Below are 20,794 nucleotides of genomic sequence, written 5' to 3' on the forward strand. Positions count from 1 at the left end.
ACGGGCCGTCCCCCTCGACAGCTTGGTTCAGCAAACCCCGCCGGGCAACCGGCGGGGTTTGGCCTTTTCGGGCTGCCCTCAACCCCCTGTGCGGTTCAGATCAAATCCGCTATATGTCCGGCGATGCAGGATATGACGCCCCGGACCGACAGGTCCCCGACCGCTTTCGCCATGCCCGGTTTTTGGGGTGGCTCCCCCCGGCGTATCATGGGCATGGTGATGCGCAACTGGTTCCTGATCCGGCAAAGCTGGCCGCGCATTCTGGAACTCTGCTACTGGCCGACGGTACAGCTTCTGATCTGGGGCTTCATGTCGCAATTCCTGCGCGGCAACTCTTCCATCCTGGCCGGCGCGGCGGGCATGCTGATCGCCGCGGTGCTGCTTTGGGAAGTGCTGGTGCGCACCCAGATCGGCATGAGCCTGACCTTCCTGGAGGAACTCTGGTCCCGCAATCTGGGAAATCTGTTCGTCAGCCCGCTGCGTCCATGGGAATGGGTCGTCTCGCTGGTCGTCATGGGTTTCATCCGCGTGCTGCTGGGACTGATGCCGCCCATCTTCCTGGCCATGCTGCTCTTCGATGTCAGCCTGTTCGATCTGGGGTTGCCCCTGGCCGGCTTTTTCGCGAACCTGATGATGCTGGGCGTGTCGGTGGGATTGCTGACATCGGGCATCATCCTGCGTCACGGGCTGGGTGCCGAATCATTCGCCTGGATGGCCGTTTTCGTCCTGGCCCCCTTCTCCGCCGTCTATTACCCCGTTTCGGCCCTGCCTCCGATGGTGCAGTACATCTCGATGGCGCTACCCTCCACACACGTGTTCGAGGGCATGCGCGCGGTGTTGTTCGAGGGGCATGTACCGTGGGGGCAGTTGGGGGCTGCCGCCATTCTCAATCTTCTCTATCTGGGGTTGGCCGCCCTATACTTCCTGCGGGCCTTCCGGGATGCGCGCAACCGCGGGGCCTTGTTGCAGGCGGGTGAGTGAAGGTTGCCAGGGTGTCGGACAATAAACGCAAATACGCGGTACAGCGGCCCAAAGGGTCGAAATGGGAAACATTGTCCCTGGTCGACAGTCTGGGCCAGGGCCAGCAGGAATTTCGCAGCGCCGTATCCCTGCACGGAACCGGGCCTGTACGCCTGATCCAGGTGGATTTCGTCAGTGACGAGGCATTGGCTGATTTCGATTGGCGCCTGATCGAACTGCACGACCCGCGCAAGGGCGACCGGCCCAAGCCGACAGTGGTCGCCGGGAGCGAGCGGACGGCCAAACCACCGGCCCGCAACAAGGCAGGATCGGCGGTGAAAGGTTCAAAAGGTAACGCCCCGGACGAGAAGGTCCCCGTGCCGGTAAAAACCTACGTCATCGCCTTCATGTTCGGTGCCGCAGCCCTGCTGATATGGGCACTGTTCTATCGGACGTGAAAGGAAGAATGGAAGAGGGCCAAGCCTGCTGCCAGGCCCCGCCTGCCCTCTCCTCCGGCCGTCAGGCTTCGCGCCCCGGCTCCTCGATCGTCGGTACCGGGGTTTCCGCCGTCGTTTCATCGTCGGCCATCTCCTCCGGCGCAGGGCCTTCCTGGAGCTTGGCCGCCTCCGCCGCCAGCAGCTTGTACCGGCGCGCGGAAAACGGAATGCTGGCCATATAGACCAGCCCGACCACCGACAGGGTGGCCCAAGGCGCACTGACCAGGGCGGCGGCCGTGATCCCCACCCCCAGCAGCACGAAGACAACATAGCGCTGCGGAATGCGCAGGCCCTTCATGGAGAAGGTGGGAATGGCGCTGATCATCAATCCTGCCACACCCACGGTCCAGGGCACGACAATCCAGGGCGTGTCTATGACGCCCGGCCCGATCTCCAGCGTGGCGATCAGGGGTAACAGCGCCAGGAAAGCACCGGCCGGCGCCGGCACCCCGGTAAAGTAATTATAGGCGAAAGGCGGCTTTTCTGCCGCCGCCCCCAGCATGGTGTTGAACCGTGCCAGCCTCAATGCCGCGCAGACGCCCATCAGCAGGGCCGCCATCCAGCCCAGCGTGCGTGCGTCATCCAGCGACCAGAGGTAAAGGATCATCGCCGGGGCCACGCCGAAGCTGACCACGTCGGACAGGCTGTCCAACTCCTCGCCGAACTTGCTCTGGGCATTCAGCATGCGGGCGATACGACCGTCCAGCATGTCGAAAAGGGCGGCAACGGCAATGGCCAGCACCGCCTCCTTCCACTTGCCCTCCATGGCGAATCGAATGCCGGTCATGCCCGATGCCAGATTAAGCATCGTCAGCATGTTGGGCAGAAGCTTGTTGATGGACAGACCCGACAACCGGGGCGGGCGCAGCCGCCTGACGCGGTGGCGATGGCCCGCGACGCTTTTCTGCGGCGGGCTTCTATCCGCCGTCATCAGCGGACCTCGCCCTCACGCTGCTGTTCCAGGCTGGTCAGGTCGGCCAGGATGGTCTCACCGGCGATCATCTTCTGACCGACGGCGACCAGGGGATGAACACCTTCAGGCAGATAGACATCACAGCGGCTGCCGAACCGGATCAGACCGTAGCGCTCGCCGGCCTTCAATGCCTGAGCGGGGGCCACCCACCAGATGATACGACGCGCCACCAGACCGGCGATCTGCACGAAGGCCATTTCCCGGCCGTCCGGCAGGCCCAGGCGGATGGACATGCGCTCATTCTCGTCGCTGGCCTTGTCCAGGTCCGCATTGAGGAACTTGCCGGGCTTGTATTCCGCCGCCTTGACCACCCCATCGGTGGGGCAGCGGTTCACATGCACGTCGAACACATTCAGGAACACGGAGATGCGGGTCAGCTTCTCCTCCCCCATGCCCAGTTCGGGCGGCGGCGCGGCCCTGGTGATCAGGGTCACGCGGCCATCGGCCGGGCTGACAACCAGCCCTGGCTTGGTCGGCGTCACACGATCGGGATCGCGGAAGAAATAGACGCACCACGCGGTCAGGACCAGCCCGATCCAGCCCAGGAACGGCGTCCAGGTGGCGAGCAGCGCCGACACCACGGCAAACAGGGCGATGAAAGGCCAGCCGGCCTTGTTGATCGGGACGATAACGGTTTTCAGCGCGGACATGGTCTTTCGCGGCTACCCGGTGGTGAAAGTTCGATACGGCCCATACTAGACAGTCAGGACCGGGATTTGAAGCAAGATAGGACGCCGACGGCGGCCCCCTGCCCGAAATCCCATATCGGCATCCCCCATCATGGGCGCAAGGCCTTTTCGACAAAGGCGATGACGGCAGCGGCATAGGCCTCTGGCGTCAGGCCGCGCCGGCGGTGCTTGGCACGCTTTACGTACCAATCCTGCAGCAGCGGCTTGACCAAAGCGGCCGTCATGGTGGCATCAACCTGCGCGAAAACACCGCATGCCATCCCCTGTTCCAGCGTCTCGGCGATCATGCGCTCAGTCATCAGCTCGCTGGCCACGGCCTTGTCTCGTCCCTGCCTGGAAAAGGCCTTTGCCTCCATGAAGGCAAAGACGAACCAGGGATGCATTACCTCCGACAGGTAGATATGCGTTGCCAGCAGCCAGCGCAGACGGGCCGCGGGATCTTCCTGCGGCACATGGGCCGCATCGGCCAGCACCTCCTCCACCGCGCCGACCACCTGGCCCAGGATCATCAGAAGCAGCGTGTCCTTGCTGTCGAAATAGGTATAGAGCGCCCCCATGGACAGGCCCGACTGTTCGGTCAGGTCGCGCAACGTCATGGAATGGAAGCCCTTGCCGTTCGCCAGGGCCAGCGTCGTTTCGATGATGCGGGCCAGGTTGGCCACGGCCACGGCCGGCTTTTTCACCCGGATCGTGGCTTGATGACGCTCCAGCATGCGCCGGCAGAGTGCTTCCATCGACAGGTCATGACGCGCCTGGAACTCCCGCAAGGTTCCCATCAACCGCTCTCCCGCTCCGGCCCCTTTCCGCCCATAGCACGGATCGGCATTGCCGGCGAGCAGGCTTTGACCTATAAAAATAGTGAGCGTTCGCTCTAAAATTGGAAAGAGGTTCCCAATGGCGGCGTTTGCCGATCTTACCGGCCGCACGGCCCTGATCACCGGCGCGTCCAGCGGCCTGGGCCAGCATTTCGCCACCTTGCTGGCACGGGCTGGTGCGCGTGTTGCATTGGCCGCCCGACGCACGGACAGGCTGGCGCAGGCCTGCGCCGATATCCACGCTGCCGGCGGCCATGCCGTGCCGATCGCGCTCGACGTGACCGATCCGGCGGCTGTCGATGCAGCCATCACCGACACCGTCGCGGCGCTGGGTGGCCTGGACATTCTGGTCAACAATGCCGGCGTCACCGCCAGCACCTCGGTCCTCGACCAGTCGGAAGCCGATTGGGACCGGGTGGTGGATACCAATCTGAAGGGCTGCTTCCTGGTGGCCCAGGCCGCCGCGCGGGCAATGCGCCAGCGTGGCGCAGGCGGCAGCATCGTCAACATCGCCTCCATCCTGGGATTGCGTGTTGCCGGCCACGTTTCGGCCTATGCGGCGTCGAAAGCCGCGCTGGTGCAACTCACCCGCAGCATGGCCCTGGAATTGTCGCGTCATGGCATCCGCGTCAATGCGCTCTGCCCCGGCTATGTGGAGACGGACCTCAACCAGGATTTCTTCGCCAGCGAGGCCGGAAAGGCGCTGGTGCGCCGCATTCCCATGCGCCGCCTCGGCCGGCTGGAGGATCTGGACGGCCCGCTGCTGCTGCTCTGCTCCGACGCCGGTGCCTTCATGACCGGCACCGCCATCCCTGTGGATGGCGGTCATCTCGTCTCCTCCCTCTGACCGGAGAACAAGGAATGGATTTCACGCTGCCCCCCGCGCTGGAGGATTACCGGACCCGTGTCCGCGCCTTCGTCTCACAGGAAATCCTGCCCATCGAGGCGGATCGCGCCAATTGGGATGAACATGAGAATATCGCCGAGGCGCCGCTGGCCCTTCTGCGTGCCAAGGCAAAGGCAGCCGGGCTTTGGGCGTTGCAGATGCCCCGCGAACTGGGGGGACAGGGCCTGCCCTTCGTCGGCCTGGCTGCCTGCTACGAGGAAATGAACCGGTCGATCTTTGGCCCCGTCTGCTTCAATGCCGCCGCCCCCGACGACGGCAACATGCGCGTGCTGAACCAGGTGGGAACGGATGCGCAGAAGAAGCGCTGGCTGATGCCCATCATCAATGGCGATGTCCGTTCCGCCTTCGCCATGACCGAGCCGCATCCGGGCGGCGGGTCCGACCCGTCCATGATCCGGACCAAGGCCGAGCGAAAGGGCGACCGCTGGGTCATCACGGGCCATAAATGGTTCATCACGGGGGCCGACGCGGCCCAGCATTTCATCCTCATGGCCCGCACGTCCGACGATCCCCGCAAGGGCCTGACGGCGTTCCTGTTCGACCGTGATCAGCCGGGCTGGCGGATCGAACGCCGTATCCCGATCATGGGGCCGGAAGAGCATGGCGGCCATTGCGAACTCATCTTCGACGGGCTGGAGGTCGCGGATGAGAACGTGCTGATGGGCGTGGGTGATGGGCTGAAGGTCACGCAGATCCGTCTGGGTCCGGCCCGGCTGACGCATTGCATGCGCTGGACGGGGCTGGCCAAACGCAGCCTGGAGATTGCCGGCGATTATGTGAAGGAACGCCGGAGCTTCGGCACCACCCTGGCCGAGCATGAAGGGGTGCAGTGGCTGCTGGGCGAGGCCGCCATGCAGATCGAGATCGCCCGGCTGCTGACCATGAGGGCCGCGGCAGAGCTGGACCGTGGGCATTTCGCCCGCAAGGAAGTGTCGATGGCCAAGGTGCAGGTGGCCGAGACATTGGGAAAAGCCGTCGATACCGCTATCCAGCTTTGCGGAGCCAGGGGCTATTCCCGCGATACGGTGCTGGAATGGATCTACCGCTATGCCCGGCAGGCCCGCCTGGTCGACGGCGCGTCGGAGGTCCATAAAATGGTGCTGAGCCGCGCCTACCTGCAGGAGGGCGACGGGTTCTGGGACTGGTCATAACCGCCGGTCCCGCGCCTGGGACCGCGCCCATCGTCCGGCGACATGTGCCGGACGATGGGCGCGGAAAACCGGCAGGTGTCAGAGACCGCGCAGCCCGCCCTTCGCAGCTTCTTCCAGGAACCAGCGATAGGTCCGGTCCAGCCCTTCCGCCAGGCTGGTCCTGGCGGTCCAGCCCAATCGGGCCAACCGGGCATTGTCCATCAGCTTGCGCGGCGTGCCATCGGGCTTGGAATGGTCGAAGACAAAACGGCCCCGCCAGCCGACCGTGGCTGCCACCTGTTCGGCCAGGGTCCGGATCGACACTTCCTGGCCGGTGCCGACATTCACATGCTCGTACCCGCTGTAATTCTTCAGCAGGAAGACCAGCGCGTCGGCCAGATCATCCACATACAGAAATTCGCGCAACGGCTTGCCGGTGCCCCAGATGGTCACCTCCGGCGCCTTGGCCAGCTTGGCTTCATGCAGGCGGGCGATAAGGGCAGGCAGCACATGGCTGCCCTGGGGATGAAAATTGTCGCCGATACCATAAAGGTTGGTCGGCATGGCGGAGATATAGTCGCAGCCATGCTGCTTGCGGAAGGCCTGACACAGCTTGATGCCGGCGATCTTGGCGACGGCGTACCATTCGTTGGTCGGCTCCAGCGGGCCGGTCAACAGCGCATCTTCCGCCATTGGCTGGGGCGCCAGCTTGGGATAGATGCAGGACGATCCCAGGAACAGCAGCTTGCCGACATTGCTGCGGAACGCCGCCTGCACGATGTTCGTCTCGATGACCAGGTTGTCATAGAGGAAATCGGCGGGATAGCTGTTGTTGGCCAGGATGCCGCCGACACGGGCAGCGGCCACCACAACGGCATCGGGCCTGTTGGCGGTGACCCATTCCTCCACCGCCTGCTGGCGGGTCAGGTCCAGTTCATCCCGGCTGGCCGTCAGGATGGTGCAATCCTCCGACGCGAGGCGGCGCACGACGGCGGCGCCGACCATACCGCGATGACCGGCCACCCAGACACGCTTGCCGGTCAGGTCATAGGGCTTCAGGTCGCTCATGCTCATCCCCCTGCGCCGGCAGAGGCCAGCAGTTTCACGTCGGCCTCGACCATTTCCTTCACCAGATCGGGGAAGCTCGTCGTGTGGGTCCAGCCCAGCTTTGCCTTGGCCTTGGCCGGGTCACCCAACAGCAGGTCGACCTCCGTCGGGCGGAAATAGCGCGGGTCGATGCGTACCAGCACGTCGCCGGTGGCGGCGTCACGGCCCAGTTCCTCCACGCCCTCCCCGCTCCATTCGATGGTGCGGCCGACATGGCCGAAGGCACGTTCCACGAACTCGCGCACCGTGTGGGTCTCACCGGTGGCCAGCACGAAATCCTCGGCCTTCTCCTGCTGGAGGATGCGCCACATGCCCTCCACATAGTCGCGGGCATGGCCCCAGTCACGCTTGGCATCCAGGTTGCCCAGATAGAGGCAATCCTGCTTGCCATGATGGATCGCGGCCACCGCCCGGGTGATCTTGCGGGTGACGAAGGTCTCCCCGCGGATCGGGCTTTCATGGTTGAACAAGATACCGTTGCTGGCATGCATGCCATAGGCCTCGCGGTAATTCACCGTGATCCAGTAGGCATAGAGCTTAGCCACCGCATAGGGGCTGCGCGGATAGAAGGGCGTGGTTTCCTTCTGCGGGGTTTCCTGCACCAGACCGTACAGTTCCGACGTGGAGGCCTGGTAGAACCGGGTCTTCTCCTCCAACTTCAGGATGCGGATGGCCTCCAGCAGGCGAAGCGTGCCGACGGCGTCGGCGTTGGCCGTATATTCCGGCGTCTCGAAGCTGACCTGCACATGGCTTTGGGCGGCCAGATTATAGATCTCGTCGGGCTGCGTTTCCTGCACCAGACGGATCAGGTTCGTGCTGTCGGTCAGATCGCCGTAATGAAGCTGGAACCGGACATCATTCTCATGGATGTCCTGATACAGATGGTCGATCCGGGCGGTGTTCAGGGAAGAGGAACGGCGCTTCAGCCCATGGACGACATAGCCCTTGGACAGCAGCAGTTCCGACAGATAGGCACCGTCCTGGCCGGTGACGCCGGTGATCAAGGCAACCTTACGCGACATGCTTCCACTCTCCAGGGTGACGGCGGCACCGCCACCGTTATAAGGATACCGCCTGACCGCCCCGCCAGCGGCGAACAACCGCTGCTCATACCGTGTCGCAGCGGGAATGTGAACCCGCTGCGATCAGGGTCACTCGCCACCCAGCGTCTGCAGCGCGTCGAACACGGCATCAACATCGCCGACATCCGCGCGGATATAGCGCTGTCCTTCCCGTTGTCCCTGCCGGCAGATCAGGTCCACATCCGATTCCGGCGATCCGATATAGAGTACATCCCGGCCGGACGCGATGCAGCCATAAGTCTTCGACGGAATGACATAGGCCACGAACCCGTCGCGCAACGTGATCAGGTGCGCATCCGGCGTCACCAGCAGGCGACCGAGATCGCCGAACGGCACGGGCCGGCCGCGCGCCACGGGCAGCCCTTCGGCCTTCAGCCGCTGTTCCACCAGTTCGGCACCGGCACCGATGGCGTTCAGCCACAGGCCCACCCGACCATTGCCTTGCCGGTGGTGCCGGATATAGGCATCGATGAAGGTGTCGGTATCGTGCGCCACGCCCCAATTGCCGGAATAAAGCAGCACCTTGCGGCCCTGAAGCTCCGACGGAACGGGCAGCGGCACCTCCTCCCCCGTCAGTTCCACAGGGGGCGGGTCGCGCTTCAGCACGATATTCTCCGCCGGGATGCCATAGCGGCGCAGCAGGCGCACCTGATCCTCACCCGACGCCTCGAACCGCTGCACGCGGCGGCGCAGGCGGATGGTCAGCGCAAGGGCGGCGTCCAGCACCTTCGACGGCGTGGCGCGCGACGCGATCAGGCATTCCGGATGGAAATCGGCGATGCGGTAGATCAGCGTCTTGCGTAATACGACATTCAGCGGCACCAGAAAATGCAGCAGGAACGGCGGCGACCCCGTGAACAGGATTTCATCCGCCGCCGACAGATATTTCCAGGCACGGGAAATCAGCATCGCATTGGTGCGCACGGTCCAGGCCAGCCGCCGGGCCAGACTGGCCCTGTCCAGCGGCGGGGCCGGCAGGCGCAGGGTGCGCACGATGCCGTTGCCGACCGTTTCCTCGGTCATGGAGGCTTGCGGACCGGAAGTCAGGCCGACCAGGGTGACATCGTATCCCAAGGCCGCACGCTCGCGGCAATGCATCACGGCATATTGACCGACAGCACCGAAATCGGGCGGCAGCCAGTCGCACAGGTAAACAAGCTTGGTCATCTTCAGCCGGGCCGGTTCATCCAAGCCCGGCATTGACTGCGAAAGCACCTTTCCTGTCAATGCACCGTCGCGTCCGGGCTGCCTCCCGTCCCCGCCAGCAGGCGGCGCGCCTGTCTGCGGGCCTGTTCAACCGTGCCCGCGAAAATGACGGCCCCTTTGCGATGGCGAAGCCCCAGGCCGTGCAGCACCCCCAACGGCTGGCGCTGCACCCCGGCCAGCACGATATGGGCACCCCGTCTTTGGGCTCGGCCGACCAGCGTGGACAGCGCGTCCGCGCCCGTGGCGTCCAGCATCGGCACGGTCGTCATGTCCAGCACCAGCACGCGGGGCGCGCCCCCTGCCCGGTCCAGCACATCCAGCAGCTTGCGCGCGACGCCGAAGAACATCGGTCCGTCGATCCTGTACATCACGGCACCCGGCGGCAGGCCCGCGGCCAGTTCCGGCTTCTCACCGCTTTCCGACACGCTGACCGTTTCCGACATGCGGTGCATGAACAGCACAGCGGCCAGGATCACCCCCACCTCGATGGCGACGGTCAGGTCCACCAGCACGGTCAGGGTGAAAGTGGTGACCAGGATGACGCGGTCGCTGACGGGGGCCGCCCGCAATTCATGCAGGAAACGGCCCGCATCACTCATGTTCCAGGCCACGACGACCAGGACGGCCGCCAGCACCGCCAGCGGCACATAGGCCGCCAGCCCGCTGAAAGCCAGCATGAACAACAACAGGAAGCCGGCATGCAGCATGCCGGATACCGGCGAACGGGCGCCGGAGCGGATATTGGTCACCGTGCGTGCGATGGCACCCGTGGCCGGCAGCCCGCCGAACAGGGCGGACGCCGTATTGGCCGCCCCCTGGGCCAGCAGTTCGGCATTGGGCCGGTGCCGCCGCCCCGTCATGCCGTCGGCCACGACGGCGGACAGCAGCGACTCGACACCGGCCAGAAAGGCGATGGTCAGGGCCGCCGGCAACAGGGCCCGCAGCTTCTCCAGCGTGATGACGGGCAGCACGGGGGTCGGCAGATGGTCCGGAATGCCGCCGAAACGCGATCCGATGGTCTCCACATCAAGCCCCAGAGCGAATGCCAGCACGGATGCCAGCACCACGGCCACCAGGAATCCCGGAACCCGGGGCGCCAGCCGCCGCAGGCCCAGGATCAGCGCCAGCGACCCCAGCCCGACCAGGGCCGCCACATCCACCGTGTCCCGCGCCGCCCAGAAGGCCGGCCATTTATCGATGAAATCCGCCGGCACCGTCTCCATCGACAGCCCCAGCAAATCCTTGATCTGGCTTGAGAAGATGATGACGGCGATGCCGGCGGTAAAACCGGTGACGACCGGTTCGGGAATATATTTGATCCACTGCCCCAGCCGCAGCACGGCGGCAGCCACAAGGATCAGCCCGGCCATCAGCGTCGCCAGCACCAGCCCGTCATAGCCATGCCGGTGGATGACATCCACCACCACGACCACGAAGGCCCCCGTCGGCCCCCCGATCTGCACCCGGCTGCCCCCCAGCGCGGAGATCAGGAAACCCGCGACCACCGCGGTGACCAGCCCCTTGTCGGGCGTCGTGCCCGACGCGATGGCCAGCGCCATGGCCAGCGGCAGGGCCACGATGGCCACCGTAAGCCCGGCGATGGCATCTGCGCGCAGCGCGGCCAGGCCGTACCCTTCCCTCAATGTGGTGACCAGCTTGGGCAACAGTTCACGGGAAAGGGAGACAGGCGCGGCGCTCATGAGCGACCCCCGGAACAACAGAACGATTTATGTAGTTCAGGGAGGTTCCGCCTTTTCCATGGTGTTAGTCAAGGGGGCTGTGATGCCCGAAACGATCGTCCGGCCCACCATCCCATTGCCCTTCGCGGCCCACGGGCGTATTCCGGAAGCGCGATCCTCCCCCTTATGTGTGCGTCGAAAGCCCCTTTGCACCATGCCATCCGATCCGCCCTCCATCCCGGCCGCCGTGGGGGCCAACCTGTCGGGGACGAACCTGGAACGGGCGGGTGACCACAACCAGCGGGTGACGTTGCAGGCCATCCGCGTCGGTGGGCCCATCACGCGCGCCGATCTGGCGGAAATCACGGGCCTGACGGCCCCGGCCATCGCCAATATCACCCGGCGCCTGCTGGCCGACGGGCTGATCCTGGAAGCCGGGCGCCTGATGGGCCAGCGGGGGCAGCCGGCCATGAAACTGGCCATCGATCCCGATGGCTGCTTCTCCGTCGGCGTCAATATCGACCGGGACCATATCACGCTGGTCGTGCTGGACCTTCTGGGCCAGGTTCGGGCACGCGCCACGCGAGAGGTGAACTTCGCCCTGCCGGCGGCGGTGGCGGCCTTTGTGCGGGACACATTGCCGGCCCTGCTGGAAACGGGCGAGATCACGCCGCAGCGGCTGATCGGCCTGGGGGTGGCCCTGCCCGATGATCTGGGCCGCATCCATCTGCCCCATCAGCCCGATACCTATGCCGTGTGGAACCGGACGGACATCCCGTCGCTGTTCACGGGCCTGCCACCCCTGCCGGTTTTTGTGGAGAATGACGCGACGGCCGCCGCCCTGGGGGAGGCGCAGTTCGGGCTGGGTTTGCGACATCCCAGTTTCTTCTATCTGCTGGTCAGCCGCGGGCTGGGCGGCGGGCTGGTGCTGGATGGCCAGTATTTCCGGGGAGCCGACGGGCGCAGCGGGGAAATCGGCTTCCTGCCCGTGCGCCATCCCGGCCTGCCGGCGCGAACCCTACAGGACGCCGTATCCCTGTCGGCCCTGTTCGATCATCTTGCGGAACGCGGTCATCCCGTCGGCCAGCCGGACGACCTGCTGTCGCTGGATAAGGCGGGACAGGCCGCCTTGGCCGACTGGGTGGAAATGGCGGCCGGGCTTCTGGCCGATCCTGTTCTTGCCATCAGTTGCCTGATCAATCCGCAAGCCGTGTTCGTGGGAGGGCGGCTGCCCGGTCCCATCGTGGAGGCGCTGGCCGATGCCGTGAACCGTCGCACACGCGGCGCGGCGGGTCTGGTCCCCATCGTGGCACCGCTGCGCCGGGCCGCCATGGCGGCGGATGCCCCTGCCGTCGGGGCGGCCATCCTTCCCTTCAATCATCGCCTGCTGCCGGGCCGGGCCGTCCTGATGAAAACGGCGGAGGAGCAGGCTTGATTGCGGTTTCTTATTTCAATTTGTCTATTTAAAAATCCACTGATAGCTTCGCATCATGCAGAATGAAGCCGCCCGTCTACCGGGCGCCGGGATGGGGAACGTCGTTCGATGGTCAGAATAGGGGTGGATTTCGGCGGCACGAAGATTGAGGTCGCCGCTCTCTCGGACGATGGTGCATTCCTGTCGCGGCTGCGGGCCCCCAATCCAGGCAATTATGACGACGCCATCACGACGGTGCGCGACCTGATCGACCGGACGGAGACAGCAACAGGCAAGGCGGAAAGCGTGGGCCTGGGCGTACCGGGCAGCGCCAACCCCAAGACCGGCCTGATGCGCAACGCCAATTCCACCTATCTGAACGGCCGCAACTTCGCCGCCGACCTGACCACGGCACTGGGGCGGCCTGTACGGCTGGCCAACGATGCCAATTGCCTGGCCTTGTCGGAGGCCTCGGATGGCGCGGCGGCCGGGGCGAAGGTGGCCTTCGCCATCATCATCGGGACCGGCTGCGGTGGCGGCCTGGTCACCCATGGCAGGTTGGTGGAAGGAGGCAACGGCGTCGGCGGCGAATGGGGACACATGCCCCTGCCCTGGCCCCGACCGGAAGAAATGCCGGGCCCCACCTGCTGGTGCGGGCAGCAGGGGTGCCTGGAAACATGGGTATCGGGCACGGGCCTGCGCCGGGACCATGCCGCCACCACCGGTCGCGACCAGCCCGGAGAATGGATCATCGGCGCAGCGCGCGACGGCGACAAGGACGCCGCGGCAGCCCTGGATCGCTATATTGGCCGGCTGGGCCGGGCCATGGCGGTCATCTGCAACATTGTCGATCCGGACGTGTTCGTGCTAGGTGGCGGCATGTCGAATGTCGATGAACTTTACGGCCGGCTTGAAACAGCCATCCGGCCTTATGTGTTCTGCGACAGTTGGGCCGCCCGTATCGTCCCGGCACGATGGGGCGACAGCTCGGGCGTGCGCGGGGCGGCGCGGCTCTGGCAGTCCTGACCATGAACGGATGGTGACATTCATGACCGCGCCACACCTTCTTCCCGCTATTGAACGCCGCGACCGCCTTGTGCGATGGCTGGTCGACCAGGCCTATCCGCTGTGGTGGCAGGCGGGTTACGACCATGAGCAGGGCGGCTTCCATGAGAAGCTCGACATGCAGGGCCGCCCCGTGGCCGCGCCGCGCCGGGCGCGCGTGCAGCCGCGGCAGATTTTCTCCTATGCGCTGGCACCGGCCCTGGGGTGGAACGGCCCGGCGGCAGAGATCGCGGACAAGGCCCTGACCTGCTATCTCCAGCGCTACCGCCGGCCGGACGGGCTGTTCCGGACGCTGGTGGCGGCCGATGGCAGCCCGCTGGATGACAAGGCCGATCTGTACGACCAGGCCTTCGCCCTCTTCGGCCTGTGCAGCGCGGCGCAGTTGCTGAACCGTGTGGAGGATCTGCACCCTGTCGCCGTGGCGCTGCGCGATCAGTTGCGGGCCCTGTCCGGCCACCGGGGCGGCTTTGCGGAAATGCCGCGCGGCAGCCTGCCCCTGCAATCCAACCCCAATATGCATCTGTTCGAGGCGTCGCTGGCCTGGGAGGCAGCGGGGGGCGATGCGGGCTGGTCCGCCATGGCCGATGGTATCGCCGAACTGGCCCTGTCGTGTTTCATCGACACCGGCAATGGCGGCTTGCGGGAGTTTTTCGATGCCGACTGGCGTCCCGCCTCCGGCACGCCGGGCCGCATCATGGAACCCGGCCACCAGCTTGAATGGGCCTGGCTGATGCTGCGCTGGGGCAAGCTGCGCGGGCGGCAGGACGCGCTTGAGGCTGGTCTGCGGCTGGCCCGGATCGGGGAGGTCCACGGGGTGGACCCGGCGCGCGGCGTCGCCTTCAACAGTCTGCTGGATGATTTCAGCATCCATGATCACGATGCCCGCCTGTGGCCCCAGACCGAGCGGTTGAAGGCAGCCCTGCTGGCAGCCGAGGTCACGGGCGACGCCGGCTGGTGGGACATGGCCGTCCATGCCGCCGATGGATTGCAGCGCTACCTGGACACACCCGTGGCGGGACTGTGGTGGGACCGGATGACACCCGACGGGCGCTTCGTGGCGGAACCGTCGCCCGCCAGCAGCTTCTACCATATCACGTGCGCCATTGCCGAAATGGATCGCGTCATCGGCGCCAGCCTGGATTAGGATCCGCGGGGACCGGAATGCAAAAGCCTTCCGGTCCCCGCCCCACCCTCAGGCCGCCAGCGGACCGATATAGCGCGACGCAGGCCGTATCAGCCGGCCCGTGGCCTCCTGCTCCATCACATGGGCGGTCCAACCTGCAACCCGTCCCATGGCGAAGACGGGCGTGAACAGCGACCGGTCCAGCCCGACCGCGTCCAGCAGCAACGCCGTGTAGAATTCAACGTTGGTTGCCAGAGGCCGGCCGGGGCGATGATGGGACAGGGCGGCGATGGCTGCCTGCTCAACCTTTTCCGCCAGGCGGATGCGGGGGCTGGAAAGGGGCGCCAGCGCCCGCTTCAACACTTCGGCCCGCGGATCACGCACGCGATAGATACGGTGGCCGAACCCCATCAGCCGACGTCCCGCCGCCAGTTCGGCACCGATCCATGCCGGTGCGGCGCCGTCGGTGCCGATGGCGTCCAGCATGTCCAGCACCGGCCCCGGCGCACCCCCATGCAACGGCCCCTTCAAGGCACAAAGCCCCGCCACGACGCTGCTGATCAGCCCCGCCCGCGTCGAGGCCACGATACGTGCCGCAAAGGTGGAAGCGTTCAGCCCGTGATCGCTGACCGTGACCAGATAGGTATCCAGGGCACGGGCTTTGGCAGGATCAGCAGCGCTTCCCGTCAACATCCGAATGAAATCAGCCGCATGGCCCAGATGTTCATCCGGTTCAACGGGATCGAGGCCGGCCAGATGGCGGGCGTGCGCGGCGACGAAGACCGGGACCGCCGCCGCCACCGTCACGGCATCATCGGCAGCCGACCCATCAGCCAGCGAGGACAGCATCAGGCGCAAAGCCTCCACCGCGCTCAACCCCGCCGTGGCCGGCAGCAACAGGGGCAGCCGGCGAGCCACCCCCACCCGCGCCCGCGCCATTGCCGCGGCAAGCCTCCGACCGTTCCCACCCAACGGGTGGAAGTCCTGCCACAACAGCGCGGTGACACCCTCGAAATCCAGGCCTTCGGCGGCATGCTCCACCGGAAGCCCGCGCAGGACCAGGCGCCCGGCCGTCCCGTCGACATGGCTCAACACCGTTTCAGCCGCGATGATCCCATCCAATCCGGTCGTCATGATCGCCTCTCCACATTGGTCGCATCTGTGGACAGGGTTCATGTGGCCGGATATACAGTCAATATTGATTCAATGAATCAATATGAAATGGATGAAACCGGCAGATGCACCAGCCCCTGACACTGTCCGCCAAGGAAGCCGCAGCCGAGCTGGGCGTCAGTCTGCCCACGCTCTACGCCTATGTCAGCCGGGGCCTGATCCGGTCGGAGGCACCGGCGGGCGGGCGCACCCGGCTTTACCGGGCAGACGATGTGCGCGCGCTGGTGACGCGGCGTGACCGCCCGGCCGACATGGCCGGCGAGCGGGCACTTGATTGGGGTGCGCCGGTGCTGGAGTCGGCCATCACGCTGATCACCGGGGACGGGCTTTACTATCGCGGCCGCGATGCCGTCGTTCTGGCGGCGGGTGCCACGCTGGAAACCGTCGCCGCACTGCTATGGGAGGTGGCAGAGGCCCCCTTTACCGAACCGCCGCCGGTTCTGCCCTCGCCTGAGGCCGGATTGGCCGCGCTTGACCCGCTGGACAGGCTGTTGGCGCTGTTGCCAACGGCAGCGGCCGGTGATCTGCGTTCCATGAACCGCACACCGCTTGGCCTGGCCCGCACCGGCGCCCGCATTCTGCGGATGATGGCGGGTGTACTGGCCCAGGCCCGGCCCTCGCAGCAGCCCCTACACAGGCAACTGGCGGACGCCTGGGGCGTGACGGGAGAAGGGGTGGACCTGATTCGCGGGGCGATGGTCCTTTGTGCCGATCACGAATTGAATGCCTCGGCCTTCACCGTGCGCTGCGTCGCCTCCACGGGGGCCAATCCCTATGCGGCCCTGTCGGCGGGCATCGGGGCACTGCGGGGGCCACGGCATGGGGGGATGACGGCGCGGGTGGCCGCCCTTCTGCCCGGGCTGCTGACCGGGCCGGACCCCGTGCAATCCCTGTCGGCCTTTCTGGCGCGGGGAGAGGAATTGCCCGGCTTCGGCCACCCGCTCTACCCGCGGGGCGACGTCCGCGCGGCATGGCTGCTGCGGCGCATGGCGGCGGCATGGCCGCAGGATGACCGCCTGCATCGGGCGCTGGCCCTGGCAAAGGCGGCCACCGACCTTGCGGGCAGCCCACCGACAATTGATTTCGCGCTGGTCCTGCTGGCCGACCGGCTGGGCCTGCCGGCGCACGCGCCGATCACGCTTTTCACCGTGGGGCGCAGCGTCGGCTGGGTGGCGCATCTGCTGGAGCAGGTGCGGTCCGGCATGCTGATCCGGCCGCGCGCCCGGTACACGGGCCTGCGCCCGGGCTGATCCCCCTGCCCTCTTGCCCAAACCGGATCTGTCCGCCATATCCAGGATATGACGAACCCTGCCGACAAATATGCCGATGAGGCGTTGCGCATCGATCCCGTCAAGATGCGCAGTGATGCGGATCTTGTCCGCGGACGCTTTTGGGACAAGCTGCGGGCCAGCCTGTCACGCCTGCCCTTCGCGCAAAAGCTGATCGCCGCGCGCTATGCCGCCACAGACCCGGCCACCCCCGTCCGGGACAAGGCCGTGCTGCTGGGCGCCCTGGCCTATTTCATCATGCCGCTGGACGCCATTCCGGATTTCGTGTCGCTGTTGGGCTTCACCGACGATCTCGGGGTGCTGCTGCTGGCCCTGCGCACCGCGTCGGGCGCCATCCGCCCCGAACATCACGCCAAGGCCAGGGAATGGCTGGATGGCGGCCCCCTGGCGACCGCCGATCCGGATGAGGTGGCGCGTGGGCGCGTGATCGACCATGAATGACGCCCATCAATCACGCCCCTGAATGATACCGGTCCGTCTGCATGATGGCGCCCCGGATGGCGCCCCGGCGCCGGGGCCGCCTGGAACACATAAAAAGGCCCCCGACCTGTCGCACGGCCGGGGGCAGCGGGAATATCATGGATAATACCAACGTGCGATGAGTAGAACTCATTGCACGTTGGTTCGGCGGCGACCGCCGCCGCGCCGCTCGTGCGGCGGAGCCAAGCCAACGAATGTTGGCGCCGGCGATTGAGGGTGCTGATCAGAACCTATAGGTTCTGATCAGCACAAAATAGTATAAGCTCAGCCGTGGGCCAGAATGGCCAACAGCAGAAGCGCCACGATATTCGTGATCTTGATCATGGGGTTGACGGCCGGACCGGCCGTATCCTTGTACGGATCGCCCACGGTGTCACCGGTCACGGCTGCCTTGTGGGCATCCGAACCCTTGCCGCCATGGTGGCCTTCTTCAATATGTTTCTTGGCATTGTCCCAGGCGCCACCGCCGGAGGTCATGGAAATCGCCACGAACAGCCCCGTGACGATGACACCCAGCAGCATGGCCCCGACGGCGCTGAAGGCGGCACCCTTGCCCGCGATCAGCGCAACCAGGAAATAAAGCACGACAGGGGCCAGGACCGGCAGCAAGGAGGGGATGATCATCTCCTTGATGGCCGACCGGGTCAGCATGTCCACGGCGCGGCCGTAGTCGGGCTTGGATGTGCCCGCCATGATGCCCGTATCCTCGCGGAACTGGCGGCGCACCTCTTCCACGACGGAACCGGCCGCCCGGCCCACGGCCGTCATGCCCATGGCGCCGAACAGGTAGGGCAACAGCCCGCCCAGGATCAGGCCGACCACCACGAAGGGATTTGCCAGGCTGAAATCCACGGCCACGTCCCGGAAATAGGGATAAAGGTCGGGATTGGCCATGAAATATTTCAAATCCTCGCTATAGGCCGCGAACAGCACCAGCGCGCCCAGGCCCGCCGAACCGATGGCATAGCCCTTGGTCACGGCCTTGGTCGTGTTGCCCACGGCGTCCAGCGCATCGGTGGTGACACGCACTTCCTTCGGCAGATCGGCCATTTCCGCGATGCCGCCGCCATTGTCAGTGACAGGGCCATAGGCATCCAGCGCCACCACCATGCCGGCCAGCGCCAGCATGCTGGTCACGGCAATGGCAATGCCGAACAGGCCGGCCAGCAGATAGCAGCCGATGATGGCGATGCAGATCACCAGCGCGGGCAATGCCGTCGATTCCATCGACACGGCCAGCCCCTGGATGACATTGGTGCCATGGCCCGTTGTGCTGCTCTGCGCCACCGACTTCACGGGCCGGTAATCTGTGCCCGTGTAATATTCGGTGATCCAGACGATCAGAGCCGTCACGACCAGGCCGATGACGGCGCAGATGTAAAGGTCCTGGCCCGTGAAGCTGACGCCGCCGCCCGTGGTCAGCACGGTGCCGAAGCCTTCGGGCAACACCCAATGGGTCACGGCGGCGATGGCCCCCAGCGACAGCACGCCACAGGCGATGAAACCCTTGTAAAGCGCCCCCATGATGTTGTTGGAGGCACCGAGCTTCACGAAATAGGTGCCGATGATCGACGTGATGATGCAGACACCACCGATGGCCAGCGGATAGACCAGTGCGGCATCCAGATAGGACTGACCCACGAAGAAGATGCTGGCCAGCACCATGGTGGCCACCACCGTCACGGCATAGGTCTCGAACAGGTCGGCCGCCATACCGGCGCAATCGCCGACATTGTCGCCGACATTGTCGGCGATGACAGCGGGGTTGCGGGGATCATCCTCGGGAATACCGGCTTCCACCTTGCCCACCAGGTCGGCGCCGACATCGGCCCCCTTGGTGAAGATGCCGCCGCCCAGGCGCGCGAAGATGGAAATCAGCGAGGCGCCGAATCCCAAGGCCACCAGCGCATCGACCAGCGCCCGGCCGGTCACGCCCATGCCGGCGGTCAGGACCAGATAATATCCGGCCACACCCAGCAGGGCCAGGCCGGCCACAAGCATGCCGGTGACGGCACCGGCCCGGAAGGCCAGCGACAGTCCCTGTGCCAGCCCCTGGCGCGACGCTTCCGCCGTGCGCACATTGGCTCGCACGGAAATATTCATGCCGATATAGCCGGCGGCGGCCGACAGCACCGCGCCGATGATGAAGCCGATGGCGACGTGGGCGCCCAGCAGAAAGCCGACCAGCACCGCGATGACGACGCCGACAATGGCAATGGTCGTATATTGGCGATTGAGATAGGCGCCGGCGCCGATCTGGATGGCGTGGGCGATTTCCTGCATGCGGGCATTGCCTGGGCTGGCCGAGAGCACGGCCCGGGCCGTGACCACCCCGTAAAGGATGGCCAGCACCCCACATGCCAGCACGAAGTACAATACTTGCGTGGTCATGTCGTTTCCTTACCCTGTGAGAGATGCCGCTTCTGCTTTTGTGAAGGCCGGAACGGCCGGCGGCATTTGACAGGCGCAAGCATGCCATGCGTTTTTGAATGCGGCAATACGCCGCCATTGAAACCAGGGCATGGAAACCCGGGTTTCCGGCGAAATAAACGGTGCGATGCCGGTCAGGCGTATTACGTCAGTAGGCGGGCCGCTGGCTGACCGACTGGATCAGCACATCATGCACGACACCGGGGCCAAGCACCTTGTCGGTGGCTTCCTGCAACTTGGCCTTCAGCGCGGGAATGTTCAGGACCTGCCCGTCGATCACCTGCCCCTTGTCGATGCCGCCATAAAGCGCCTGCACATAGGCATCGACCAGCCGGGGGTTCTGCTGGCGGATCTGTTCCCGGGCAGCGTCATCGTCCACTTCCAGGCTGACGGTGACCATGATGTTCTGTTCCACGGTCTTGGCGCCAAGAATTGGCACGATCATGGGACCGACGGACGCAAAGGCGGGCGGGCCCTTGCGTTCCCTCTTCTTCGGCTCCTCCTGCTCGCCCTCATGTCCGGGCTTCGGGCCGAACATCACATAGCCGCCGACGCCAGCACCGATCAGCACCAACAGGGCCAGGACAAGCAGGATGATCTTCTTCATGGAACATTGTCCTTGTAACCGGTCCGGATACTATACCCCCTCCCCCGACCGGTAACGAGCAGCATTTACGGGAGGCCACCCGCTCCCGCCGGCAGAATTGAACAATGTTCACATATCAAAAGGGGTGTCAAGCCGATCGCCGGACCGTTTCGTTCCAACAGATCGATT

Annotated in this window: 19 protein-coding genes; 9 read left to right on the forward strand and 10 right to left on the reverse strand. The window is 65.5% G+C overall.

What is annotated here, in order from left to right; genetic code table 11:
* Positions 1–219: 219 nt before the first annotated feature.
* Together ABC728_RS07715 and ABC728_RS07720 are read left to right on the forward strand one after the other, a co-directional pair.
* Positions 220–981: an ABC transporter permease gene (locus tag ABC728_RS07715; protein ID WP_416617864.1), complete on the forward strand. Its 762-nt coding sequence runs from the start codon at positions 220–222 to the stop codon at positions 979–981.
* A gap of 11 nt (positions 982–992) precedes the next feature.
* Positions 993–1,418 (forward strand): hypothetical protein, encoded by a 426-nt coding sequence (locus ABC728_RS07720; protein WP_416617865.1) that lies wholly within the window; start codon positions 993–995, stop codon positions 1,416–1,418.
* 61 nt (positions 1,419–1,479) lie between these two features.
* Here ABC728_RS07720 and pssA read toward each other — a convergent pair whose 3' ends face one another.
* The 3 genes from pssA to ABC728_RS07735 form a co-directional block, all read right to left on the reverse strand.
* Positions 1,480–2,388 carry a CDP-diacylglycerol--serine O-phosphatidyltransferase gene (gene pssA / locus ABC728_RS07725; RefSeq protein WP_416617866.1) on the reverse strand — a complete coding sequence of 303 codons (909 nt, stop codon included), beginning with the start codon at positions 2,386–2,388 and terminating at the stop codon, positions 1,480–1,482.
* Positions 2,388–3,080 (reverse strand): phosphatidylserine decarboxylase, encoded by a 693-nt coding sequence (locus tag ABC728_RS07730; RefSeq protein ID WP_416617867.1) that lies wholly within the window; start codon positions 3,078–3,080, stop codon positions 2,388–2,390. Before ABC728_RS07730 ends, pssA begins: the two co-directional genes overlap by 1 nt.
* A 128-nt stretch (positions 3,081–3,208) precedes the next feature.
* Positions 3,209–3,895 (reverse strand): TetR/AcrR family transcriptional regulator, encoded by a 687-nt coding sequence (locus ABC728_RS07735; RefSeq protein ID WP_416617868.1) that lies wholly within the window; start codon positions 3,893–3,895, stop codon positions 3,209–3,211.
* Positions 3,896–4,013: 118 nt separating this feature from the next.
* Between ABC728_RS07735 and ABC728_RS07740 the strand changes: the two genes are divergently transcribed.
* Together ABC728_RS07740 and ABC728_RS07745 are read left to right on the forward strand one after the other, a co-directional pair.
* Entirely contained in the window at positions 4,014–4,781 is a 768-nt protein-coding gene (locus ABC728_RS07740) for an SDR family NAD(P)-dependent oxidoreductase (protein ID WP_416617869.1), read from the forward strand.
* A 14-nt stretch (positions 4,782–4,795) separates the two neighbouring features.
* The gene (locus ABC728_RS07745) at positions 4,796–5,992 is read left to right on the forward strand and encodes an acyl-CoA dehydrogenase family protein (RefSeq protein WP_416617870.1); all 1,197 of its coding nucleotides are present in this window, start codon (positions 4,796–4,798) and stop codon (positions 5,990–5,992) included.
* A gap of 78 nt (positions 5,993–6,070) precedes the next feature.
* Here ABC728_RS07745 and fcl read toward each other — a convergent pair whose 3' ends face one another.
* The 4 genes from fcl to ABC728_RS07765 all read right to left on the reverse strand — a co-directional run bounded on the left by fcl (position 6,071) and on the right by ABC728_RS07765 (position 11,066).
* Positions 6,071–7,039, reverse strand: a complete 969-nt coding sequence (fcl, locus tag ABC728_RS07750; protein WP_445376339.1) for a GDP-L-fucose synthase — start codon at positions 7,037–7,039, stop codon at positions 6,071–6,073.
* A gap of 2 nt (positions 7,040–7,041) precedes the next feature.
* On the reverse strand, positions 7,042–8,100 hold the full coding sequence (gene gmd / locus ABC728_RS07755; RefSeq protein ID WP_416617872.1) for a GDP-mannose 4,6-dehydratase: 1,059 nt from the start codon (positions 8,098–8,100) through the stop codon (positions 7,042–7,044).
* A 129-nt stretch (positions 8,101–8,229) separates the two neighbouring features.
* The gene (locus ABC728_RS07760; protein WP_416617873.1) at positions 8,230–9,327 is read right to left on the reverse strand and encodes a hypothetical protein; all 1,098 of its coding nucleotides are present in this window, start codon (positions 9,325–9,327) and stop codon (positions 8,230–8,232) included.
* Between the two features lie 56 nt (positions 9,328–9,383).
* Positions 9,384–11,066 carry a SulP family inorganic anion transporter gene (locus ABC728_RS07765; protein ID WP_416617874.1) on the reverse strand — a complete coding sequence of 561 codons (1,683 nt, stop codon included), beginning with the start codon at positions 11,064–11,066 and terminating at the stop codon, positions 9,384–9,386.
* Between the two features lie 82 nt (positions 11,067–11,148).
* Here ABC728_RS07765 and ABC728_RS07770 point away from each other — a divergent pair, with 82 nt between their 5' ends.
* From ABC728_RS07770 to ABC728_RS07780, 3 genes are all read left to right on the forward strand, one after another.
* Positions 11,149–12,480, forward strand: a complete 1,332-nt coding sequence (locus tag ABC728_RS07770) for an ROK family transcriptional regulator (RefSeq protein WP_416617875.1) — start codon at positions 11,149–11,151, stop codon at positions 12,478–12,480.
* Between the two features lie 108 nt (positions 12,481–12,588).
* A complete protein-coding gene (locus tag ABC728_RS07775; RefSeq protein ID WP_416617876.1) occupies positions 12,589–13,485 on the forward strand; it encodes an ROK family protein in 897 nt (298 codons plus the stop codon).
* 22 nt (positions 13,486–13,507) lie between these two features.
* Positions 13,508–14,668 carry an AGE family epimerase/isomerase gene (locus ABC728_RS07780; protein WP_416617877.1) on the forward strand — a complete coding sequence of 387 codons (1,161 nt, stop codon included), beginning with the start codon at positions 13,508–13,510 and terminating at the stop codon, positions 14,666–14,668.
* 48 nt (positions 14,669–14,716) lie between these two features.
* On the opposite strand, the gene ABC728_RS07785 is transcribed toward ABC728_RS07780, so the two are convergent.
* Positions 14,717–15,781: a citrate synthase gene (locus tag ABC728_RS07785; RefSeq protein ID WP_416617878.1), complete on the reverse strand. Its 1,065-nt coding sequence runs from the start codon at positions 15,779–15,781 to the stop codon at positions 14,717–14,719.
* A 104-nt stretch (positions 15,782–15,885) separates the two neighbouring features.
* Here ABC728_RS07785 and ABC728_RS07790 point away from each other — a divergent pair, with 104 nt between their 5' ends.
* Both ABC728_RS07790 and ABC728_RS07795 read left to right on the forward strand, forming a co-directional pair.
* The gene (locus ABC728_RS07790; protein ID WP_416617879.1) at positions 15,886–17,070 is read left to right on the forward strand and encodes a citrate synthase family protein; all 1,185 of its coding nucleotides are present in this window, start codon (positions 15,886–15,888) and stop codon (positions 17,068–17,070) included.
* Positions 17,071–17,118: 48 nt separating this feature from the next.
* Complete coding sequence (locus tag ABC728_RS07795) at positions 17,119–17,550, forward strand: YkvA family protein (RefSeq protein ID WP_416617880.1); 432 nt, start codon at positions 17,119–17,121, stop codon at positions 17,548–17,550.
* Positions 17,551–17,853: 303 nt separating this feature from the next.
* On the opposite strand, the gene ABC728_RS07800 is transcribed toward ABC728_RS07795, so the two are convergent.
* Together ABC728_RS07800 and ABC728_RS07805 are read right to left on the reverse strand one after the other, a co-directional pair.
* Positions 17,854–19,980 carry a sodium-translocating pyrophosphatase gene (locus ABC728_RS07800; protein WP_416617881.1) on the reverse strand — a complete coding sequence of 709 codons (2,127 nt, stop codon included), beginning with the start codon at positions 19,978–19,980 and terminating at the stop codon, positions 17,854–17,856.
* A 187-nt stretch (positions 19,981–20,167) separates the two neighbouring features.
* Entirely contained in the window at positions 20,168–20,626 is a 459-nt protein-coding gene (locus ABC728_RS07805) for a flagellar basal body-associated FliL family protein (protein ID WP_416617882.1), read from the reverse strand.
* Between the last annotated feature and the right edge of the window lie 168 nt (positions 20,627–20,794).

Source organism: Niveispirillum fermenti (assembly GCF_052474395.1).